The organism is Rheinheimera sp. 1928-s (genome assembly GCF_029269265.1).
Taxonomy (GTDB): Bacteria; Pseudomonadota; Gammaproteobacteria; order Enterobacterales; family Alteromonadaceae; genus Pararheinheimera.
Map to the genome: position 1 here is coordinate 612,576 of NZ_JARIXP010000001.1, position 18,652 is coordinate 631,227.

Annotated in this window: 17 protein-coding genes and 4 tRNA genes; 18 read left to right on the top strand and 3 right to left on the bottom strand. The window is 47.3% G+C overall.

Translation table 11 applies throughout. The annotated features are described in order from the left end of the window. The first annotated feature begins 3 nt into the window (after positions 1-3). Genes P3C17_RS02760 through pelA form a run of 6 tightly spaced genes read left to right on the top strand, consistent with a single transcriptional unit; the run spans position 4 to position 6,379 of the window. Positions 4-1,503, top strand: coding sequence for a mannitol dehydrogenase family protein (locus P3C17_RS02760; protein ID WP_300927994.1), 1,500 nt, complete (start codon positions 4-6; stop codon positions 1,501-1,503). Continuing rightward, a complete protein-coding gene (gene eda, locus P3C17_RS02765; RefSeq protein WP_300927995.1) occupies positions 1,500-2,156 on the top strand; it encodes a bifunctional 4-hydroxy-2-oxoglutarate aldolase/2-dehydro-3-deoxy-phosphogluconate aldolase in 657 nt (218 codons plus the stop codon). The genes P3C17_RS02760 and eda overlap by 4 nt, the downstream gene beginning before the upstream one ends. Positions 2,157-2,178: 22 nt before the next feature. After that, positions 2,179-3,129 (top strand): sugar kinase, encoded by a 951-nt coding sequence (locus P3C17_RS02770; protein ID WP_300927996.1) that lies wholly within the window; start codon positions 2,179-2,181, stop codon positions 3,127-3,129. Positions 3,130-3,142: 13 nt separating this feature from the next. Then, positions 3,143-4,765, top strand: a complete 1,623-nt coding sequence (locus tag P3C17_RS02775; protein WP_300927997.1) for an NADP-dependent glyceraldehyde-3-phosphate dehydrogenase — start codon at positions 3,143-3,145, stop codon at positions 4,763-4,765. A 17-nt stretch (positions 4,766-4,782) separates the two neighbouring features. Next, positions 4,783-5,172 carry a VOC family protein gene (locus tag P3C17_RS02780; protein ID WP_300927998.1) on the top strand — a complete coding sequence of 130 codons (390 nt, stop codon included), beginning with the start codon at positions 4,783-4,785 and terminating at the stop codon, positions 5,170-5,172. A 1-nt stretch (position 5,173) separates the two neighbouring features. Further along, complete coding sequence (gene pelA, locus P3C17_RS02785; RefSeq protein WP_300927999.1) at positions 5,174-6,379, top strand: pectate lyase; 1,206 nt, start codon at positions 5,174-5,176, stop codon at positions 6,377-6,379. A gap of 63 nt (positions 6,380-6,442) precedes the next feature. Here pelA and P3C17_RS02790 read toward each other — a convergent pair whose 3' ends face one another. After that, positions 6,443-6,952 (bottom strand): TIGR00645 family protein, encoded by a 510-nt coding sequence (locus P3C17_RS02790; protein WP_300928000.1) that lies wholly within the window; start codon positions 6,950-6,952, stop codon positions 6,443-6,445. 180 nt (positions 6,953-7,132) lie between these two features. On the opposite strand from P3C17_RS02790, the gene P3C17_RS02795 reads away from it, so the two are divergent. Continuing rightward, entirely contained in the window at positions 7,133-9,292 is a 2,160-nt protein-coding gene (locus P3C17_RS02795) for a S46 family peptidase (protein ID WP_300928001.1), read from the top strand. Positions 9,293-9,356: 64 nt separating this feature from the next. Here the strand turns inward: P3C17_RS02795 and P3C17_RS02800 are convergent, their stop codons facing one another. Beyond that, positions 9,357-10,367, bottom strand: a complete 1,011-nt coding sequence (locus P3C17_RS02800) for a DUF5924 family protein (RefSeq protein ID WP_300928002.1) — start codon at positions 10,365-10,367, stop codon at positions 9,357-9,359. Between the two features lie 256 nt (positions 10,368-10,623). Here P3C17_RS02800 and P3C17_RS02805 point away from each other — a divergent pair, with 256 nt between their 5' ends. The 8 genes from P3C17_RS02805 to P3C17_RS02840 all read left to right on the top strand — a co-directional run bounded on the left by P3C17_RS02805 (position 10,624) and on the right by P3C17_RS02840 (position 16,453). Next, positions 10,624-11,346 (top strand): hypothetical protein, encoded by a 723-nt coding sequence (locus tag P3C17_RS02805; protein ID WP_300928003.1) that lies wholly within the window; start codon positions 10,624-10,626, stop codon positions 11,344-11,346. Positions 11,347-11,348: 2 nt separating this feature from the next. Beyond that, complete coding sequence (locus P3C17_RS02810) at positions 11,349-11,834, top strand: regulatory protein RecX (protein WP_300928004.1); 486 nt, start codon at positions 11,349-11,351, stop codon at positions 11,832-11,834. Between the two features lie 9 nt (positions 11,835-11,843). Beyond that, a complete protein-coding gene (alaS, locus tag P3C17_RS02815) occupies positions 11,844-14,462 on the top strand; it encodes an alanine--tRNA ligase (RefSeq protein WP_346015652.1) in 2,619 nt (872 codons plus the stop codon). 6 nt (positions 14,463-14,468) lie between these two features. Beyond that, complete coding sequence (locus tag P3C17_RS02820; protein ID WP_300928006.1) at positions 14,469-15,677, top strand: aspartate kinase; 1,209 nt, start codon at positions 14,469-14,471, stop codon at positions 15,675-15,677. Between the two features lie 114 nt (positions 15,678-15,791). Beyond that, the gene (gene csrA / locus P3C17_RS02825; protein WP_008897327.1) at positions 15,792-15,995 is read left to right on the top strand and encodes a carbon storage regulator CsrA; all 204 of its coding nucleotides are present in this window, start codon (positions 15,792-15,794) and stop codon (positions 15,993-15,995) included. Between the two features lie 158 nt (positions 15,996-16,153). Continuing rightward, positions 16,154-16,243: transfer RNA gene (locus tag P3C17_RS02830), tRNA-Ser, on the top strand. A gap of 17 nt (positions 16,244-16,260) precedes the next feature. Beyond that, positions 16,261-16,337: transfer RNA gene (locus P3C17_RS02835), tRNA-Arg, on the top strand. A gap of 39 nt (positions 16,338-16,376) precedes the next feature. Then, positions 16,377-16,453, top strand: a tRNA-Arg gene (locus P3C17_RS02840). Positions 16,454-16,974: 521 nt separating this feature from the next. Here P3C17_RS02840 and P3C17_RS02845 read toward each other — a convergent pair. Beyond that, a complete protein-coding gene (locus P3C17_RS02845) occupies positions 16,975-17,391 on the bottom strand; it encodes a CBS domain-containing protein (RefSeq protein WP_300928007.1) in 417 nt (138 codons plus the stop codon). A 228-nt stretch (positions 17,392-17,619) separates the two neighbouring features. Between P3C17_RS02845 and P3C17_RS02850 the strand changes: the two genes are divergently transcribed. The 3 genes from P3C17_RS02850 (at position 17,620) to rimI (ending at position 18,542) form a co-directional block, all read left to right on the top strand. Further along, positions 17,620-17,696: transfer RNA gene (locus tag P3C17_RS02850), tRNA-Trp, on the top strand. Positions 17,697-17,708: 12 nt separating this feature from the next. Then, the gene (locus P3C17_RS02855) at positions 17,709-18,092 is read left to right on the top strand and encodes a hypothetical protein (protein WP_300928008.1); all 384 of its coding nucleotides are present in this window, start codon (positions 17,709-17,711) and stop codon (positions 18,090-18,092) included. A gap of 3 nt (positions 18,093-18,095) precedes the next feature. Further along, entirely contained in the window at positions 18,096-18,542 is a 447-nt protein-coding gene (gene rimI, locus P3C17_RS02860; protein WP_300928009.1) for a ribosomal protein S18-alanine N-acetyltransferase, read from the top strand. The last annotated feature ends 110 nt before the right edge of the window (positions 18,543-18,652 follow it).

Genomic DNA, 18,652 nt, shown 5'->3' on the forward strand with positions numbered 1-18,652 from the left:
AAAATGAGCATCGATATTCCTCGTTTAGAGCCGGCTTTACTGGAACAGCTGCAAGGCAAATTGAAGCTGCCAGCTTATGACCCAGCGACTACTGGCATTGGCATAGTGCATATTGGCCCTGGCGCTTTTTTTCGCGCGCATCAGGCCTGGTACACAGACCTCGCGCTGAAATATGGCGGTGACTGGGGCATTTCTGTAGTGTCGATGCGATCGAACGATTTAGCCAAAGCTCTAACACCACAGCAGGGTTTATACAGTCTGGTATTACTGGATAAGACAACCGAATATCAGCTGGTAGGGTCTATTCGTGAGCTGCTGGTTGCGGCTGAGCAGTACGAGCAGGTGTTGCAGCGTTTAGCTGCGCGAACCAGCTGTTATGTGACTTTAACCATCACAGAAAAAGGTTACTGTTTAAATACCTTGGGTGAGCTGGATTTAACTCATGCCGATATTCAGCATGATTTAGAAACTAACGTCAAAGCCCGCTCTGCTATAGGTTTATTAGTGCAGGCGTTGGCTTTGCGATTCGCTGCCAATGTACCTCCTTTTGTCGTGCTGAGCTGCGATAATCTGACTGACAATGGCCATAAATTACGTAATGCGCTGCTGACTTTTGCCCGGCAAAAACAACCTGCTTTGGCCAACTGGCTGGAACAGCAACTGTTATGCCCTTGCACTATGGTCGACAGCATAACCCCTGCCACAGATGAAGAATTGCCAAAACAGCTGGCAGCAGAACTGGGGTATCAGGACAACTGGCCTATTAAACGCGAAAAATTTTGTCAGTGGGTGATTGAAGATATTCTGCCGGCCCACAGACCGGCCTGGCATCAGGTGGGTGTGACTTACACTCAGGACGTCAAAGCTTTTGAAAAAGCCAAACTGCGGTTACTCAACGCACCCCATTCGGCTTTGGCTTATTTAGGCTCTTTATGTGGTTTGGAAACTGTGTTTGATGCGATGCAGCAAACACAGCTGCGCAATTTTGTGCAAAAGCTGGCACAAGATGAAATTATTGGCTCTTTTCATGCACCGGCCGAATTAAACCCGGCAGAGTACAGTGGCGATATTTTCCAGCGTTTTGACAACCCGGCCATCCGGCATTTGTTGGCTCAAATTGCCTGGGATGGTTCACAAAAATTGCCGATGCGGGTATTTCCGATCATTTTGGATAACTTAGCCAGCGGCCGCTCTATTCGCTTATTAAGTCTGGTGGTGGCCAGTTGGATGCTGTTTATCCGGCTGCGTTATCAGCAACAACCTGATACGGCTTTGGTTGATCCGTTAGCCATAAGCTTATTGGATTGCGCTGCAGCTTGTACTGGTGATGCACAAACTGACACCACATTATTTTTAGCTCTGGGTCAGGTATTTCCCGCGGCCTTGCAGCAGTCAGATGCTTTTAAAGCTGAATTAACTACTGCTTACCAGCAGCTTTGCCCCTTACTTTTATTACTCAAAGGCACTGACGTTGCCGCTTTTTTACAGGACCTCGTTGAATGACCTCTTTATCTTCCTTACTCAAAGGTGGCTTGTTGTTACCTATCATTCAGGCCGATCAACCAGCCCAGGCTGTTGCAGTTGCCAAAGCGATGCAACAAGGTGGAGTCACAGCTGTGGAAGTGGTATTGCGCACAGCTGCAGCATTGGATTGCATCAGCGCTATTCGTGCTGAAGTACCAGAGCTTTTAACTGGGGCCGGTACTATTTTGTCGGCCAAAGATGCCACGAATGCCAAAGCTGCGGGCGCGCAGTTTTTGGTCAGTCCAGCCAGTACGCCTGATTTGCTCAAAGCTATGATCAATACCGAACTAGCCATAGCGCCAGGTGTGGCTACGCCTTCTGAAATGGCGATGGCGCTGGAATTAGGTTTAACAGAATTAAAATTTTTCCCGGCGCATTTAGCTGGCGGCATAGAAATGCTGAAAGCTTTGTCTGGTATTTTTCAACAGGTTAAATTTTGCCCTACAGGTGGTGTGCAGCTGAATAATCTGGCAGAGTTTTTGACTCTACCTAATGTGTTTGTTGCTGGTGGTTCCTGGTTGTCACCTAAAGATTTGGTACAACAACAAAACTGGGCTGCCATTACTGAATTGACCCGTCAGTCTGTGACTGTGGCAGAGCAAAGCCGTGTTCGGCATAGCTGCGTTGCCTGAGGCAAAACTTAAGGATTGATCCATGAAACAAGTGATAATTTTTGGCGAATGTATGGTCGAGTTATTCCAGCTCGTGGATAACGTTTACCATCAGGCGTTTGCCGGAGATGTTTACAACACTGCGGTGTACTGCAAACGCAGCGCACCACAGCAGCTGAACCTGAAGTTTTTATCCGCAGTGGGCACTGATTTAGTTAGTGACAAACTGATAGCCCAACTGGAGCAGGAAAAACTCGATAGCTCCTTGGTGTTGCGCAGCAAAACAGCCCGCCCTGGCTTGTATATGATCAATACCGACTGTTTTGGCGAACGTAGTTTTGTCTATTGGCGTGACAGCTCAGCGGCCAAACAAAGCCTGGCCTTGTTTCGTCAGCAGGGCTCAGTGGCGCAATTATTACCTGCAGATGTATTTTATTTTTCTGGTATTAGTCTGGCGATTTTATCGCTGGATGATCGCAGCTATCTGTTTGCGCTGATCAAAGAGTTAAAAGCTCAGGGCGTACAAATCGTATTTGATCCAAATTACAGGCCCGCACTCTGGCCTGATGCCGAAATTTGCCGTGCTAATTTTGATCAGGCTTATGCGTTGTCAGATATAGCTTTGCCAGGGCTGGATGACCATAAAGTGCTGTACGGCAGTACCTCTGCCGCCGATGTATTGGCGCAACTACAGAAGCTGGGTGTGAAAGAAATTATCGTCAAAAATGGCCCGGCAGGTGTGTTGGGTTATAGCGATGGCAAGAGTTTCCAGAGCCCTGCAGTGCCTGTTAAAAAAGTGATAGACACCACAGCCGCAGGAGATTCCTTTAATGGCGGTTATTTGTCAGGTCGTCTGAATGGCTTGTCGCCTTTAGCCTCTTGCCAGTATGCCGCTGCTTTGGCCAGCTTTGTGGTAGAACACACCGGAGCTATTGTGACCAAAGAGCAATTCCGTAGTTTTTCCGGTCGTTTTAATTTGAGTACATTTAGCTAAAAGGAAATTTGTCATGTCTGCTGATCTGTCTTTGTATTTTCCAACGCCTGCTGAGATCCCAAGCCAATGGCAACTCACAGGTCCGATAGAGCAGCGTGACTATTTACTCAATGGCACCCTCTGCCAGTGGCAGGGAGATTTAGCTCCTGTCTACAGCCCGGTCGCGCTTCGCAACAGTGCAGGTGAACTGACACCCACTTTATTAGGCGCAACGCCTTTAATGGATGAAGCAGCCGCCAAAGCTGCATTAGACGCTGCGTTAAAAGCTTATGATTTAGGCCGTGGCGTCTGGCCTTCGATGGCCGTGATGGAACGTGTAGTGGCGGTGGAGAAATTCCTTGCCGCTATGCTTTTGCAACGCGACGCAGTGATCCGTTTATTAATGTGGGAAATTGGTAAACCTTTGCCGGATGCAGCCAAAGAGTTTGACCGCACCTGCGATTATATCCGCGATACGATACAGGCTTTAAAACAGCAAGACCGCAGTGCCAGTCACTTTGTGATAGAGCAGGGCACTTTAGGCAAAATACGCCGGGTTGCTGTGGGTGTGGCGCTTTGTATGGGGCCTTTTAACTACCCGCTGAATGAAACCTTTACCACTCTGATCCCGGCTTTGATCATGGGCAACACTGTTATTTTTAAACCTGCTAAATACGGTGTGTTGTTAATCCAGCCGCTGTTAAAAGCTTTTGCAGAGTCTTTTCCGCCCGGTGTTATTAACGTGATTTACGGCCGTGGTCGGGAAACTGTGGGTGCTTTAATGGAAAGTGGCAGTGTCGACTTATTTGCTTTTATCGGCACCAATAAAGGCGCCAGTGATTTAAAAAAACTGCACCCACGACCACATCGCCTGCGTGCAGTACTTGGATTAGATGCCAAAAACCCGGCCATAGTACTGCCGGGCGCTGATTTAAATTTAACTATCAAAGAAGCTGTAGCTGGTGCTTTGTCCTTTAATGGCCAGCGCTGCACTGCGTTAAAGATCTTTTTTGTGCAGCGTTCAATTGCAGACGCTTTTGTCCAGCAATTGTCGGACGCCATCAGTGCCTTGCAGCTGGGGTTACCCTGGACCGACAAAGTGCAGATTACGCCTTTGCCTGAACCTGGCAAAGTCGACTTTTTACAAGGCTTAATAGCGGATGCTATAGAGCATGGTGCACAGGTGATTAACCCTGAAGGTGGCCAAAGCGCAGGCTCGTTAATGCGTCCTGCTTTGCTATATCCGGTCAACAGCCAGATGAGGTTGTATCAGGAAGAGCAGTTTGGACCTTTAGTGCCGGTAGTGCCTTATGACGATATCAGTGAAGTGATCCATTATGTGATTCATTCTGATTTTGGCCAGCAGCTGAGTATCTTTGGTCAGGACGCGCAACAAATAGGTGAGTTGGTGGATCTATTTGCCAATCAGGTGGGCCGTATCAATATCAACAGCCAATGCCAGCGCAGCCCGGATAGTTTCCCTTTTACCGGCCGGAAAAACTCAGCCGAAGGCACTTTGTCGGTGGAAGATGCCTTACTGCAATTTTCTATTCCCACCTTAGTGGCTTGTAAATACAATACTGAACAAATAGCGCTGATGAAAGAGATGATCAAACAAGGTTCATCACAGTTTTTAGCCACAGATTTTCTGTTTTAATAGAGTGGAAAAATACGATGAGATTTGAGCATGTGGCGCTAAATGTCGCCGAACCTAAAGCCATGGCTGCCTGGTATTGCCAGCATCTGGGGCTGAGAGTCCGGCGTGCTTTAGCTGATGACGCTCAGACACACTTTCTGGTCGATGATAGCGATCAGATGATGCTGGAGATTTATTGCAATCCAGCTGATCAGGTGCCGGATTATGCAAAGATGCATCCCTTGTTATTGCATCTGGCGTTGGTCAGCACCGATCCTTATGCCGATAGCCGCAGGCTGCAACAGGCAGGCGCGCAACAAGTCGATGAAGTGAATTTAGCTGATGGCTCTTTGCTTCTGATGTTACGTGATCCTTGGGGATTGGCACTTCAGCTGTGCAGACGTGGTGCAACTCTGAATCAGACTTAAGATGTTTAGGCTGCGCATGGCGCTACTGGCTTTGAGTCTTGTTGCAGAAGTCTTAGTAGCAGAACCACTTAGCAACTCCTGGCGGGAGCAATTGACTACGGACCCAGAGTGGCAGCTGTATTTTTTACGCTCAACACAGTTACAACAGCTGGATCAGCAACAACTGGATGATGAATTGAGTCAGTTGCCCCAAACAGCCCCGACCTTGCCAGCCAGACATCTGAAGTTTGGCTTTCCGACTGAGCCCGACAGTGCTTTCTGGTTATCCGATGAAGCATCCCGTATTGCGAAGGTTGTTTTGTCTTTTCAGACGCCTTCAGGCGGCTGGAGTAAAAGAACGGATATGGCCACTCAGCCCCGGGAGCCTGGTCAGCTGTATGGCACCGAAGCTGGCTATATTCCGACATTTGACAATGACGCCACCAGCACACAAATTCTCTGGTTGAGCGCTTTTTTGCCTTATGCCAGTGAGGCTATGAGGCCTGAGCTGCAGCAATCTATTGAGCGGGCTATTCGGTTTGTGTTGGCAGCGCAATACCCCAATGGAGGTTTTGCTCAGACCTACCCGCTGCGGGGTGGTTACCACGATGCTATTACTCTGAATGACAATGTGATGGTGCAGCTGTTGAGACTTTTACAAAAGGTAGCCACAGAGCCGCAATTTGCTTTTGTCGAAGCCGATATAAAGCAACAAGCGCAGCAGCAGTTTTTACGTGGCATAGAGTTATTGTTAAAAGCTCAAATCAGACTCAAGGGTGAACTGACCGTTTGGGCTGCCCAGCATCATCCGCTGACACTTTCGGCTGTAAAAGCCAGAGCTTATGAGTTACCAGCTTTGGTCAGCAGTGAAAGTGCGGAAGTCACCTTGTTATTGATGCAGTTGCCAAAGCCATCCAGAGCAGTGATCCAAAGTGTAGAAGCCGCAGTTGCCTGGTTTAAAGCCAAACAAATCCACAATACTGAAATGCAGCGCAGCGATAGCGGAGTACGTTTTTTCAAAAAAGCTGGCGCTAGGCCGCTATGGGCGAGATTTTACGATTTACAAAAGCAGCAGCCACTCTTTGTCGATCGTGACGGTACTATAGTTCGCAGCATGGCAGAGCTTTCAATTGAACGACAAAAAGGCTATGGCTGGTATCAATCTAATGCTGACGCTGTACTCAAAGCGTATCCGGTCTGGCAAACGAAGCTTGGCACTCAGAGGTAAAAAAACGAAGGTGTTGCTGTCTGTACACAAAAGCCCGGCGAACTCACCGGGCTGGCCTCTTCATTAAAAGTTATCTTTTTTACTTGCGTCTTTGGTGATTTTATCCAGATAACCCATAGCAAAAGCGGATAATACAAAAGTCAGGTGGATCAGCAAATACCACATGATTTTATCGTTCGGGATATTTTGGGTATCCATAAAGACTTTCAGCAAATGAATAGATGAAATAGCCACAATAGAAGCTGCGACTTTATTTTTCAGTGAGTTGGAGTCGAGCTTGCCTAACCAGCCCAGTTTATCGCCGTTGTCATTGATATCCATTCTGGAAACAAAATTTTCGTAGCCAGAAAACATCACCATCACCAGTAAACCACCAACCAGCGAAATATCTATTAAAGACAGCACCACTAAAATCAGGTCTACTTCTTTCATGCTGAAAATGACTGGCACTATATGCAGCACTTCCTGAAAAAACTTAATGCCCAAGGCCAGCAGAGCTAAACTCAACCCAAGATAAATAGGCGCCATCAGCCAGCGGGTGGCATACATTGTTTTTTCTATTAGCTGTTCCATTATTGCTCCCGTCTCATTATTGACATCACTTTATGGGGTAAATACTACAGAAATTCAAGCGTCTGGCCGTTTTACTTTGCTGTAAAATATCGCACAATGAGCGCCGTTACCCGAAACAGCATGCGCACTGAGCATTGATGCTGTTAGTTTGTCTGGGCCTCTATGCCAAGGAATTTCCGAATGAAAAAAACTCTGCTTGCGCTGGCTTTGTCTGCCGCTGCTTTTGCCCATGCCGACGAAGGTATGTGGCAACCTCATCAGTTACCTGAACTTGAACAACTCCTCAAAGAAAAAGGTTTAGAAATTGATGCCAAAAGTATTGCCCAATTAACAGCATTTCCAATGAATGCTGTGATTAGCCTGGGCGGATGTACTGCCTCTTTTGTCTCAAATCAGGGCCTGGTGGTGACCAATCATCACTGTGCTTATGGCAGTATTCAGCACAATAGTACAGCAGCGAACAATTTGCTGGCTAAAGGTTTTTTAGCCAAAGATTTAGATGAAGAATTGCCGGCAGCTCCGGGTTCTAAGGTATTTGTCACTCAGGAAGTGACCAATATCACTGCGCAAATTAACCAGGAGTTGACTCCTGCGCTTAAAGGCAAAGAGCGTTTTGAGCGCATCAGCGAGTTGCGTAAAGAACAAATCGCCGCTTGTGAAACGCCGGGCTACCGCTGTGATGTCTACAGTTTTCACGGTGGTCTTGAGTATTACCTGATCAAACAAATGGAAATCCGTGATGTACGTTTAGTGCATGCGCCTGCTTCAGGTGTGGGTAAATTTGGTGGTGATATCGACAACTGGATGTGGCCACGTCATACAGGGGATTATGCGTTTTACCGCGCTTATGTTGGCAAGGATGGTCAGCCGGCAGATTTCGATGCTGAGAATATTCCATTTACCCCACCTTCTTATCTAAAAGTGTCAGCAAAACCACTGAAAGAAAACGATTTTGTGATGGTGATTGGTTATCCGGGCCGCACCAACAGATACAACACGGCCGCTGAAGTGGAAAATCAGTTCACGCAAGTTTTGCCTTTATCCAAGGCCTACCGTGAAGAAGCTATTGAGGTCATTAAACAGCATTCAGCCGAAGGTTCAGAAGAGCGTATTAAATACGAAAGCATTCTGGCGTCTTTGGCGAACTATGCGAAAAACTTTGAAGGCATGATCCATAGCTACAAAACCGGTGATATTCAACAGCGTAAAAATCAGTTTGATAAAGCACTGAACCTGTGGATTAAATCCAGCCCGGCTCGTCAGGCAAAATATGCGCCAGCTGTGCGCAGTCTGCAGCAGTTACTGACAGAAGAGCAGGAAAATCAGCAACGAGATCTGATTTTAGGTTACTTAAGTTATGGTCAGCTGTTTAGCACGGCCAAACGCTTATACCGCTTAGCTCATGAACAGCAAAAACCAGATGCAGAACGTGAAATGGGGTATCAAGAGCGCGATTTAGAACGTTTTTCTGCCAGCATGAAAAGATTATCCCGCAGCTTCGATGCCAAAGTTGAGCAAGAGCTGATGCTGCATTTCCTGCAACATTACGCAAAATTGCCAAAGGAGCAGCGGTTAAAAGCACTGGATGGTTATTTTGCTATAGGTTCTGGTGAGCTTGAAGTGGCGGCGCTTCGCAGCAAACTTGAGGGCTTGTATCAGGCCACTAAGCTGTCGGATGAAGTGGAACGTTTAGCCTGGATGGGTAAATCAGTAGACGATTTTAAAGCCAGTGAAGATCCACTGATCCAATACGCTGTGGCTATGTACGACACTGATATGGCATTGGAAACTGCTGACAAAGAACACAAAGGTAAACTGGCCGTCGCTCGTCCACAGGTGATGGAAGCTATTATTGCCTTTAATAAAGCCAATGGTAAGGCAGTGTATGCCGATGCTAACAGCACGCTGCGTGTGACTTATGGTTCTATCAAAGGCTACCAGCCAAAAGATGCGGTGTCTTATCAGCCATTTACGACAGCTGCTGGTATTTTACAGAAACAAACAGGTATAGACCCATTTGATGCACCACCAGCTCAGGTTGAAGCCTTAAAAGAGGGCGACTTTGGTATTTATAAAGATGCGGTCTATAACAACCTGCCGGTGAATTTCTTAAGTACAGTAGATACCACAGGCGGAAACTCAGGTTCACCCACACTGAATGGTAAAGCCGAATTAGTAGGTTTGTTATTTGATGGGGTGATTGAAGGCATCATCGGCAACTGGGACTACGACCCGGCCACCAACCGCTCTATCCATGTCGACAGCCGTTATATGCTGTGGCAAATGGAGAAAGTAGACGGTGCTACCAACCTTCTGAAAGAAATGACAATAGTAAAATAGCCCTGTAGGGGCGGGTCTTGTACCCGCCCGTCTCAAATTCAAATCAAAACCGGGGACAGTTGCTTTAAGGCGTTACAGTAAAACTAATAGCCCCAAGCAATTGCCCCGAATCTGTCACTACACGAATTTTCCACTGACCTACAGCATGTTGCGGAAATTGTTGTTTGCGAGTCCAGGCTCTGTAGCCTTGTTCCCGTCCGCCGGAAATATCCAGTCGAATGCGTTCTACTGACTTACCATTGTGAACCCATTCATGATAAATCTGTTCTTTCAGGCCTCGTGGTGCCCGCACTGAGGTATAGGCATATACGCCTTGTTGCAATTGTGACAGGGTCAGCTCTGTAAAAGTTGAACCAGGTAAACGTTGCTCATAATCCAGTTGCTGACTCAATTGAATGTCGTTTAAGCGCAAGACAGGAGCGGGGATCAAACTGCGGCCAAACCATATGCCTGTGACAAGTACAACTAATAACAGGGATAACACAGGCAAGCGCCAGCGGCCTGGTTGCGCCAATAAAGGGCGGATACTGGGAATACTCAGCAAAGCAGAAATAATCAAAGCCAGACCCAGACTCTGGGTGGTGGTCATAAAAAATAACAGTGGCAATACCACCATCAATACGGCAAATAAAGAAAAGCAGTGATAGACCAGAAACAAGGCTCGTCGTCGGGTCAACAGTTTGTTGTACACCGGGTCAATGACCGCTACCACAGCACAAAGCAATAGCAATGAGGTAAAAAGAGCCTGAGGTTGGTCCCAGTCGGTGGCCGCCAGAAAAAAGGGTAAGGCAAAAAACAAACTTTCCTGGTGCAATAACTGGGTCACAAAGCTGGTTAAATCTTTGGATAAACTTACACCGAATTTTTTTAATAATCCTTTACGCAGCCAGTATTCGCCTGTCAGCCATACCCAGCCAACAACCATTAAAATGGCAAAAAACTGAGCGAACTGCTCACGCTGCTCCACTTGCCACAAGCTGAATAAGCCAGTGCAAAAACCAAATAAGGCCATCAGGCCGGAGTATTTTTTTGTTAATTCAATAATCCAGACAAAAGCACTGCTTATTTTATTCATCAAGCCCCCAACAGTATTCATCCCTGTCCTTCTGCGGCGGTTTGAATTTATGCTGCCGCACTATACGCTGTAATGACCCTGAAAAGCTGTTTTGGTTTCAGATTGACGGTGCTTGCTGTTAATTTCCATAATCCACAGCTAAAACCGCCTTTTTCTGCTCCAGCTATTCTTAGTAACCCTGCTTTTGCAGTAAGATACGCTTCGTTTCGTGACCATGTGGGTTGCGACTGCAGAAGTGACAGAAGGGTTAACGTTCGTGGATCAGAAAGTTCAGGTAAAACTTATCATACGCCGGGTGCCGATGCAGGCCGCTCTGTCATGGCTGAGCAAAGCCTGGGAATTATTCCGTCAGGCGCCGTCCACTATGATAGCTATGGTTGCCTTTATGACGGTGCTGGGTTTAGTCGCTCAGTTTCACCCTGTACTTGGCGTTCTGCTGGTGCTGGTGAATCCATTTTTAACGGCCGGTTTTTACAAAAGCATAGTGCTGCTGCAACAGCAAAAAGAAGTGAATTTCCAGCTGATGTTTAGCGTCTTTAGCGAAGCCCGTTACCGTCGTACTTTTATCCGGCTGGCTGGGGCTAATTTACTGGCGAATATTCCGTTAATATTGCTGATGGATCAGTTAATGGAACAGACACAGGCTAAAGCGGTTGAGCCGTTGACGGCTTTGTTCTTTGTGGCCGCACTGAGTTTGGTGTTTATGTTATTTGCTTATGCGGTAGCTATAGCTTATTTCCTGAATGAACAACGTTTACAGGCCATTTTAACCGCCAGTCTGACGGCCTGCTGGCGTAATGTCGGCGCCTTAACCTTGTTTGGTATGATGGCTGTGGCACTGGGACTCTTAGGTATTGTTACTTTTGGTTTTGCTTTTATTGTGATTGTTCCTGTGCTGCAAATCGCATTCTTTTTATCCTTTAGTGCTTTTTTTGCCCTGCAGCTGGATGATTCAGCACCTGCAGTGCTGGAAGTATAAGCATGACAGAGCCCGAGCCTTCGCAAGAGCCAAAGCTTCTAACAGAGCAGGAATTGCGGCAATGGCTGTTGGGTTTGTTGTCACGCCGTGAATACAGCGCACTGGAGCTCAAACAAAAGCTCAAACAAAAAGGTGCTTCGGCAGAACAAATTACTGAATTACTGGACTGGGCACAGCAACGGGATTACCAAAACGAGTTGCGTTATGCTCGTATGCAGGTCAATGCAAAGTTGCATAAAGGCTATGGATGGTTTTACATTAGCCAGTTTTGTGCGCAGCAGGGCATTAAAAAAGAACTACAACAGCAACTGCTGGAAGAATTAGACATCGATTGGTTTGAGGTCGCCTCACAGGCGTACCGGAAAAAATATGCTGATAAACCCATAGCGGATTATCAGGACAAACTTAAACGGATGCGTTACTTACAAAGCCGGGGCTTTGGCAGTGACACTATCCAACTTGTATTTGCAGAGCTTAAAGAAGAGTAAGATATGTATATGACTTCGGCACAACTTCGCCGCGCTTTCCTGGACTTTTTTGCCAGCAAAGGCCACCAAATCGTTAGCAGCAGTTCGCTGATCCCGGGCAATGACCCGACTTTACTTTTCACCAACGCAGGTATGGTGCAGTTTAAAGATGTGTTTTTAGGTCAGGACAAACGCAGCTACAACCGCGCAGTGACAGCACAACGTTGTTTACGTGCCGGTGGTAAACATAACGATTTAGAAAACGTAGGCTATACAGCCCGTCACCATACCTTCTTTGAAATGCTGGGTAACTTCAGCTTCGGTGATTACTTCAAACAGGACGCTATTCAATACGCCTGGGAATTTTTAACTGAAGTGGTCAAGCTGCCAAAAGAAAAACTCTGGATCACTGTCTACGCCACAGACGATGAAGCTTTTGATATCTGGACCAAACAGATTGGTGTGCCAGCTGAGCGCGCTATCCGCATTGGTGATAACAAAGGCGCACCTTACGCCTCTGATAACTTCTGGGCTATGGGCGACACAGGTCCTTGTGGTCCTTGTACTGAAATTTTCTACGATCACGGCGATCATATCTGGGGTGGCCCACCGGGTTCACCAGAAGAAGATGGTGACCGTTTTATTGAGATCTGGAACAACGTTTTTATGCAGTTTAACCGTCATGCCGATGGCCGGATGGAACCACTGCCAAAACCAAGCGTAGATACAGGCATGGGCTTAGAGCGTATTGCTGCTATTTTGCAAAACGTGCACAGCAACTACGAAATCGACACTTTTGCGGCGCTGATTAAGGCCACTGCAGCAATCACAGGCGCTACCGACTTAAACGACAAGTCGTTACGTGTAGTGGCTGACCACATTCGCAGCTGTTCATTTTTAGTGGCTGATGGGGTGATGCCATCCAACGAAGGCCGTGGTTATGTGCTGCGCCGTATTATTCGCCGTGCTATCCGTCATGGCAACAAGCTGGGTGCTAAAGGTGTGTTCTTCAGTAAATTGGTTGGCGCTTTGGCAGAACAAATGGGTGAAGCTTACCCTGAGCTTGTAGAAAAGCAGGCCGTAATTGAAAAAGTGCTGGCATTAGAAGAAGAGCAGTTTGGTAAAACCCTGGAGCGTGGTCTGGGTATTCTGGAAGAGGCTTTAGCAGAGCTTAATGGCAGCACTGTTATTCCGGGCGAAGTGGCCTTTAAGTTATATGACACTTACGGTTTCCCTTTGGATTTAACCAGCGATGTGGCGCGTGAGCGTGGTTTAACTGTGGACCAGCCAGGCTTTGAAGCCTCAATGGAAGCACAGCGTAAACGAGCTCAGCAAGCCTCTAACTTTGGCGCTGATTACAACCAGGCTTTAACTTCGACGCAGTGCACTGACTTTACTGGCTACACCCAAATTCAGGGCAAAGCCAAAGTGGTCGAAATTCTGCTGGAAGGCAATGCGGTTAACTCATTGACCGATGGACAACAGGCGCTGGTGATTTTAGATCAAACCCCATTTTATGCCGAGTCTGGTGGTCAATCCGGTGATGCTGGTGTATTAACACTGGCCAATGGCGCTGTGTTTACTGTGGCGGACACCATCAAAGTGGGTAAAGCTTTTGCCCATAAAGGCAGCTTAAAAGGTACTTTGGCTATAGGCGATTTAGTCGATGCGGCCATTGATAATACCCGTCGTGAAGCTATCCGTAAAAATCACTCTGCCACTCACTTATTACATGCCGCACTTCGCACCGTCTTAGGTGAGCATGTGACGCAAAAAGGTTCTTTAGTAGGTTCAGAGCGTTTACGTTTTGACTTCTCGCATTTTGAAGCGGTCAAAGCGGACGAGATTCGCCGTATCGAACAAATGGTCAACGAGCAAGTGCAACAAAACCATGAAGTGCTGACCCGTCTGATGAATGTCGATGAGGCCAAAGCTGCAGGCGCTATGGCGCTCTTTGGTGAGAAATACGATGACGAAGTGCGTGTGCTGAGCATGGGCGACTTCTCTATTGAACTCTGTGGTGGTACTCACGTATCGCGCACTGGTGATATCGGCTTATTTAAAATTGTGGTCGAAAGCGGCATAGCTGCCGGTATTCGCCGTATTGAAGCTGTGACAGGCGAAGGCGCTTTAGCTTTTGTACATAAGCTGGAACAGCAGGCTCAAACTGTAGCTTCCATGCTGAAGGGCGATGTATTTTCTATTGCTGACAAAGTACAGCAAGCGATGGACAGCCGAAAAGCTTTAGAGAAAGAGCTGGAACAATTAAAAGCCAAGCTCGCCAGCGCTGCCGGTGCTTCGTTATTGGATCAAGTACAAGTCATTAATGGCGTCAAAGTCTTGATTGCAGAACTGAAAGGCGCTGATCCAAAAGCTTTCCGTACTATGGTAGATGAGCTGAAGAACAAATTAGGTTCAGGTATTTTGTTATTGGCAACAGCTGCTGATGGCAAAGTGAGTTTAATTGCCGGCGTGACCTCAGACTTAACCGCCAAAGTTCAGGCTGGCCAGTTAATTGGCTGGGCTGCAGAACAAGTAGGTGGTAAAGGTGGTGGTAAGCCGGACTTAGCTCAGGCAGGTGGCACTGATGTGGCAGCTTTACCTGGCGTGCTGAAAGCTGCTGCCGACTATATTGCGGCTAAGCTGTAAAGCTCAGTGGCTTTATATGTACAAAAATTCGGGGGTACCTCAGTCGGTACCCCCGAACGTATCGAAGCTGTGGCAGAGCAGGTGATTCAAACTGTGCATGCCGGTCATAAAGTGGTTGTAGTGGTGTCTGCTATGGCAGGCGAAACCAACAGGCTGCTTGGGCTGGCGCATCAGATTGATAGTCGTCCTTCGACTCGCGAACTGGATATGCTCGCCGCCAGCGGTGAACAGGTCAGTATTGCATTGCTGGCGATGGCGCTGATTAAACGGGGTCATCCGGCCGTATCGCTGCTGGCCGATCAGATTGGTATTCTGACTGACAATAAATTCAGCCGTGCCCGTATTTTATCTGTCGGCACTGAGCGTTTGTGGCAGGAGCTGGAGCAGGGCCATATTGTGATCGCTGCTGGTTTTCAGGGCAGAGACATTGAAGGCAATATCACCACCTTAGGCCGTGGCGGTTCTGATACCACAGCAGTGGCTTTAGCCGCCGCTTTAAAAGCTGACGAATGTCAGATTTTTACCGATGTCGACGGTATTTACAGTATGGACCCGCGTATTTGTGCTGAAGCGTACCGACTGCCTTATGTCGACGCGTCCAGTATGCTCGAGCTTGCCAGTTTAGGCGCCAAAGTATTGCACTCCCGTTCTGTCGAATACGCAGCTATGCATCGGGTGCCGGTACGGGTGTTATCTAGCTTCAGGCCCGATCAGGGAACTTTAGTGTGTTATGAGGACCAGAGCATGAGTGTACCTGCAGTAACAGGGCTGGCATGCCAGACCGGCGAAGTCTGGTTGGAGCTGAATGAGTTAAGTAGTGAGCTGCATATCGCATTACTGAAGGAGTTCGCCCGTTTAGCTATTGAGACCGATATGTTAAAGGTGCAGTATGCGCCGTCCGGTTTAGTGCAGATGCAGTTCAGTTTGAACCAAAATGATCTGAATACTGTAGAAGATATTTGTAATGAACTGAAAAAGAAGCAAAATTTTACGCTACAAAGCAGGAAGTCTTTGGGCAAGTTATCTATAGTAGGGATAGGGCTGAAATCAAATCCTGCCATTACAGCGACAGTATTTGAACAATTGCAGTTATTAACAGTGCAGGTTATTGCTGTCAGTTGTGCCGAAATTAAATTATCAATAGTAGTGCCAGAAGCTGAATTGAATAAAGTGGCAATCACTTTACATTCCGCCTTATTGGGTTCAGTTAATTAATTTCAAGGTTTTCATAAATTTGTCGGCTGAGTTATCATAAGGCTGACAGGTCTGCGCAGTACGATCAAACAAGCGCAACCATTGGAAGCTGGGATCATACAAAAGGAGCAAAGAATGCTTATTTTAACGCGTCGTGTTGGTGAGACACTGATGATCGGTGATGAAGTCACGGTCACGGTTTTAGGCGTCAAAGGAAATCAGGTTCGTATCGGTGTGAATGCACCAAAAGAAGTTTCTGTGCACAGAGAAGAGATTTATATGCGTATTCAGGCTGAAAAAGGCACCCCTGGTGGCTTTAGCGGCGATGACGATCAATAAGTTATAAGCTTTATTATTTTTAGAAATTGTATATTTTTAACGCTTTGTAGCGAATATTTAGTCGAATTGTTTAAAAGGTCAGCAAACGCGCTTTCCAGCTCCAAAAATTGTTTGACTTATTTTCCTGAGACATTAATATACACGCCGCAACGTAGTGCGGAGAAGTGGCCGAGTGGCTGAAGGCGCACCCCTGCTAAGGGTGTATAGGGGAAACTCTATCGAGGGTTCGAATCCCTCCTTCTCCGCCAGTTGTACTGTTAAGATTGGATGCATAGCTCAGCTGGATAGAGTACTCGGCTACGAACCGAGCGGTCGGAGGTTCGAATCCTCCTGCGTCCACCACTTAACTACAACGACGATGTGAAAAAGAAAGTACCAGATGGATGCATAGCTCAGCTGGATAGAGTACTCGGCTACGAACCGAGCGGTCGGAGGTTCGAATCCTCCTGCGTCCACCACAACTAAACCTGCTAAGTGCAGGTTTTTTTGTGCCTAAAATTCAGCTAAATAGATCGGCGATGGTGGACGCAGTAGGTGAGAACCTCCGTCAGGTTCGACAAAATCGCCGGGAGCGATTTTGGACGAGCGAAGCTCGGCCCGCAGGGCAAGGGGCAGGACGCCACTTGCAATCCTCCTGGGTCCACCACAACTAAACCTGCTAAGTGCAGGTTTTTTTGTTTTTCGCATCCCTGCGAAAAATCCCTTCGGGACCCGCCGTGCGGCGGTCCAAAAACGCTCCAGGCGTTTTTGTGTATCTAAAATTCAGTTAAATAGATCGGCGATGGTGGACGCAGTAGGTGAAAACCTCCGTCAGGTTCGAGCCATTTGCCGGGAGCAAATGGCGACAGCCGAAGGCTGGCCCGCAGGGCTCGTGGCAGGACAGCCACGAGCAATCCTCCTGCCGCGAACTATTCGCTTCAACAGTTTCTCTTTTGCTCTTTCGAGTTCCTGCAGAGTTAAACCACCAAACCCCAACCAACTAAGCCGCTCTCTCCCCCCCAAAACAGTCCCCAAGCGACGCCTCAAGAGCTCTAACCACTTGACCTCTATTCAGTACCCCAACCACCACGCCATTTTCAAGCACAGGCAACTGATGTAAATGCAGACTGGTAAAGATCACTGCGCTATCCACCACGCTATCGGACGCAAGTACTGTCACCACCTTCTTACTCATCACTTGCGCTATGGTGTTGTGCAGGCTACAAAAATAGCTGGCATGTAACATAGCGGCTAAACAGTCCTGCTCAGACAAATAACCGACCAGGTTATTGTCTTTATTAAACACTGGTGCGCCAGTCAGGTTAAACTGTCGCAGTTGCTGCACAGCCTGAACTATCGTATCGTCTTGTTGCAGGCGTGGAAATTCGCGTTGGTATATATCTTGTACTTTGCTCATGGTTTTTCTCCTTTGAAGCTATGGAAGTAGCATAAGCTCGATAAATGCTTCGATGAAAACGAATTAATAAGCTTGTCAGTATCGTAATTTTTGATTAGAAAATTGGATAACAAGTGGGGAAGGGGCCTTAAAGGAATGAAACGTATGTTTTATGTGCAGTTAAATCAGTGCAGACAGATTTTTGCTTTACCTTTGATGCCTCTTTTGTATAATGGCGCCTCCAACGCTAGGGGCATAGTTCCAATTGGTAGAACAGCGGTCTCCAAAACCGATGGTTGGGGGTTCGAATCCCTCTGCCCCTGCCACTTCATTCTGATATGAATTCTTTATCGTCTAAGCAGCAACTGCTGCACTTACTCCAGATACAACCACTTGAATTACATCAAGAGTTTTCTGCTATGGCCAAAACGCCTGAAGCTGAAATTGGTGTGCTGGCAGAAGCTGTTGCTGATATAAAAGCTGTAGTTGAAGCTGTCGAACCAGCAGTGCCTGTTTACTCTGAACCTGACGCAGAACTGACCTTATCCAAAGACGTCTTCATGGCACTCAGCGAGTATCAACCAGAGCTGCAGTGGCGGTTAAACCCGGCCAGTACTGAACCTATGTTGCAAAACGGACTCTTAGTAACACCTTCGATTGAATTATTACAGTCAGCCCAGCAGAAAAAGCTGCTCTGGTTGTGCCTCCAGCAAGAGAGCTGATGCATGCCGTTAATACGTAGTGCCACCCCTGCCGATATCCCTGCGATGCTGCAGATAGAACAAAGCGCTAATAGCCATCCCTGGTCGGAAGGCACCTTTCACACCTGCTTTAGCGAGCGTTATTTTAATGCAGTGCTGATGGATGATAACGACGCTATTATAGGTTTCTACATAGGCGAAAAAGTCGCAGTAGAAGCCAGTTTATTTAATATTGGTGTGGCGCCAAAAGCGCAGGGCCAGGGTTATGGCCAGCAACTGATGCAGCATTTTATTGCGCAGGCTCAGGATTTAGAGGCGCTGGACTGCTGGCTGGAAGTACGCCAATCCAATGCCAATGCCATTAAGCTGTATGAGAAATGCGGTTTTATTCAAACCGGTTTACGCCCCAGTTATTACCCAACAGCCACTGGCCGTGAAGACGCCATTTTAATGGCTTTGCCCTTAGGCTAAGATTAAATCATCTCCCCCGGAAAGATAATTTCCAGAGCAAAGTGGCTAAATTCTGTGCCTATGCTCTGCTTGCTGCTATAATCGCGCGAAATTTCCCTTTATACCCAAGT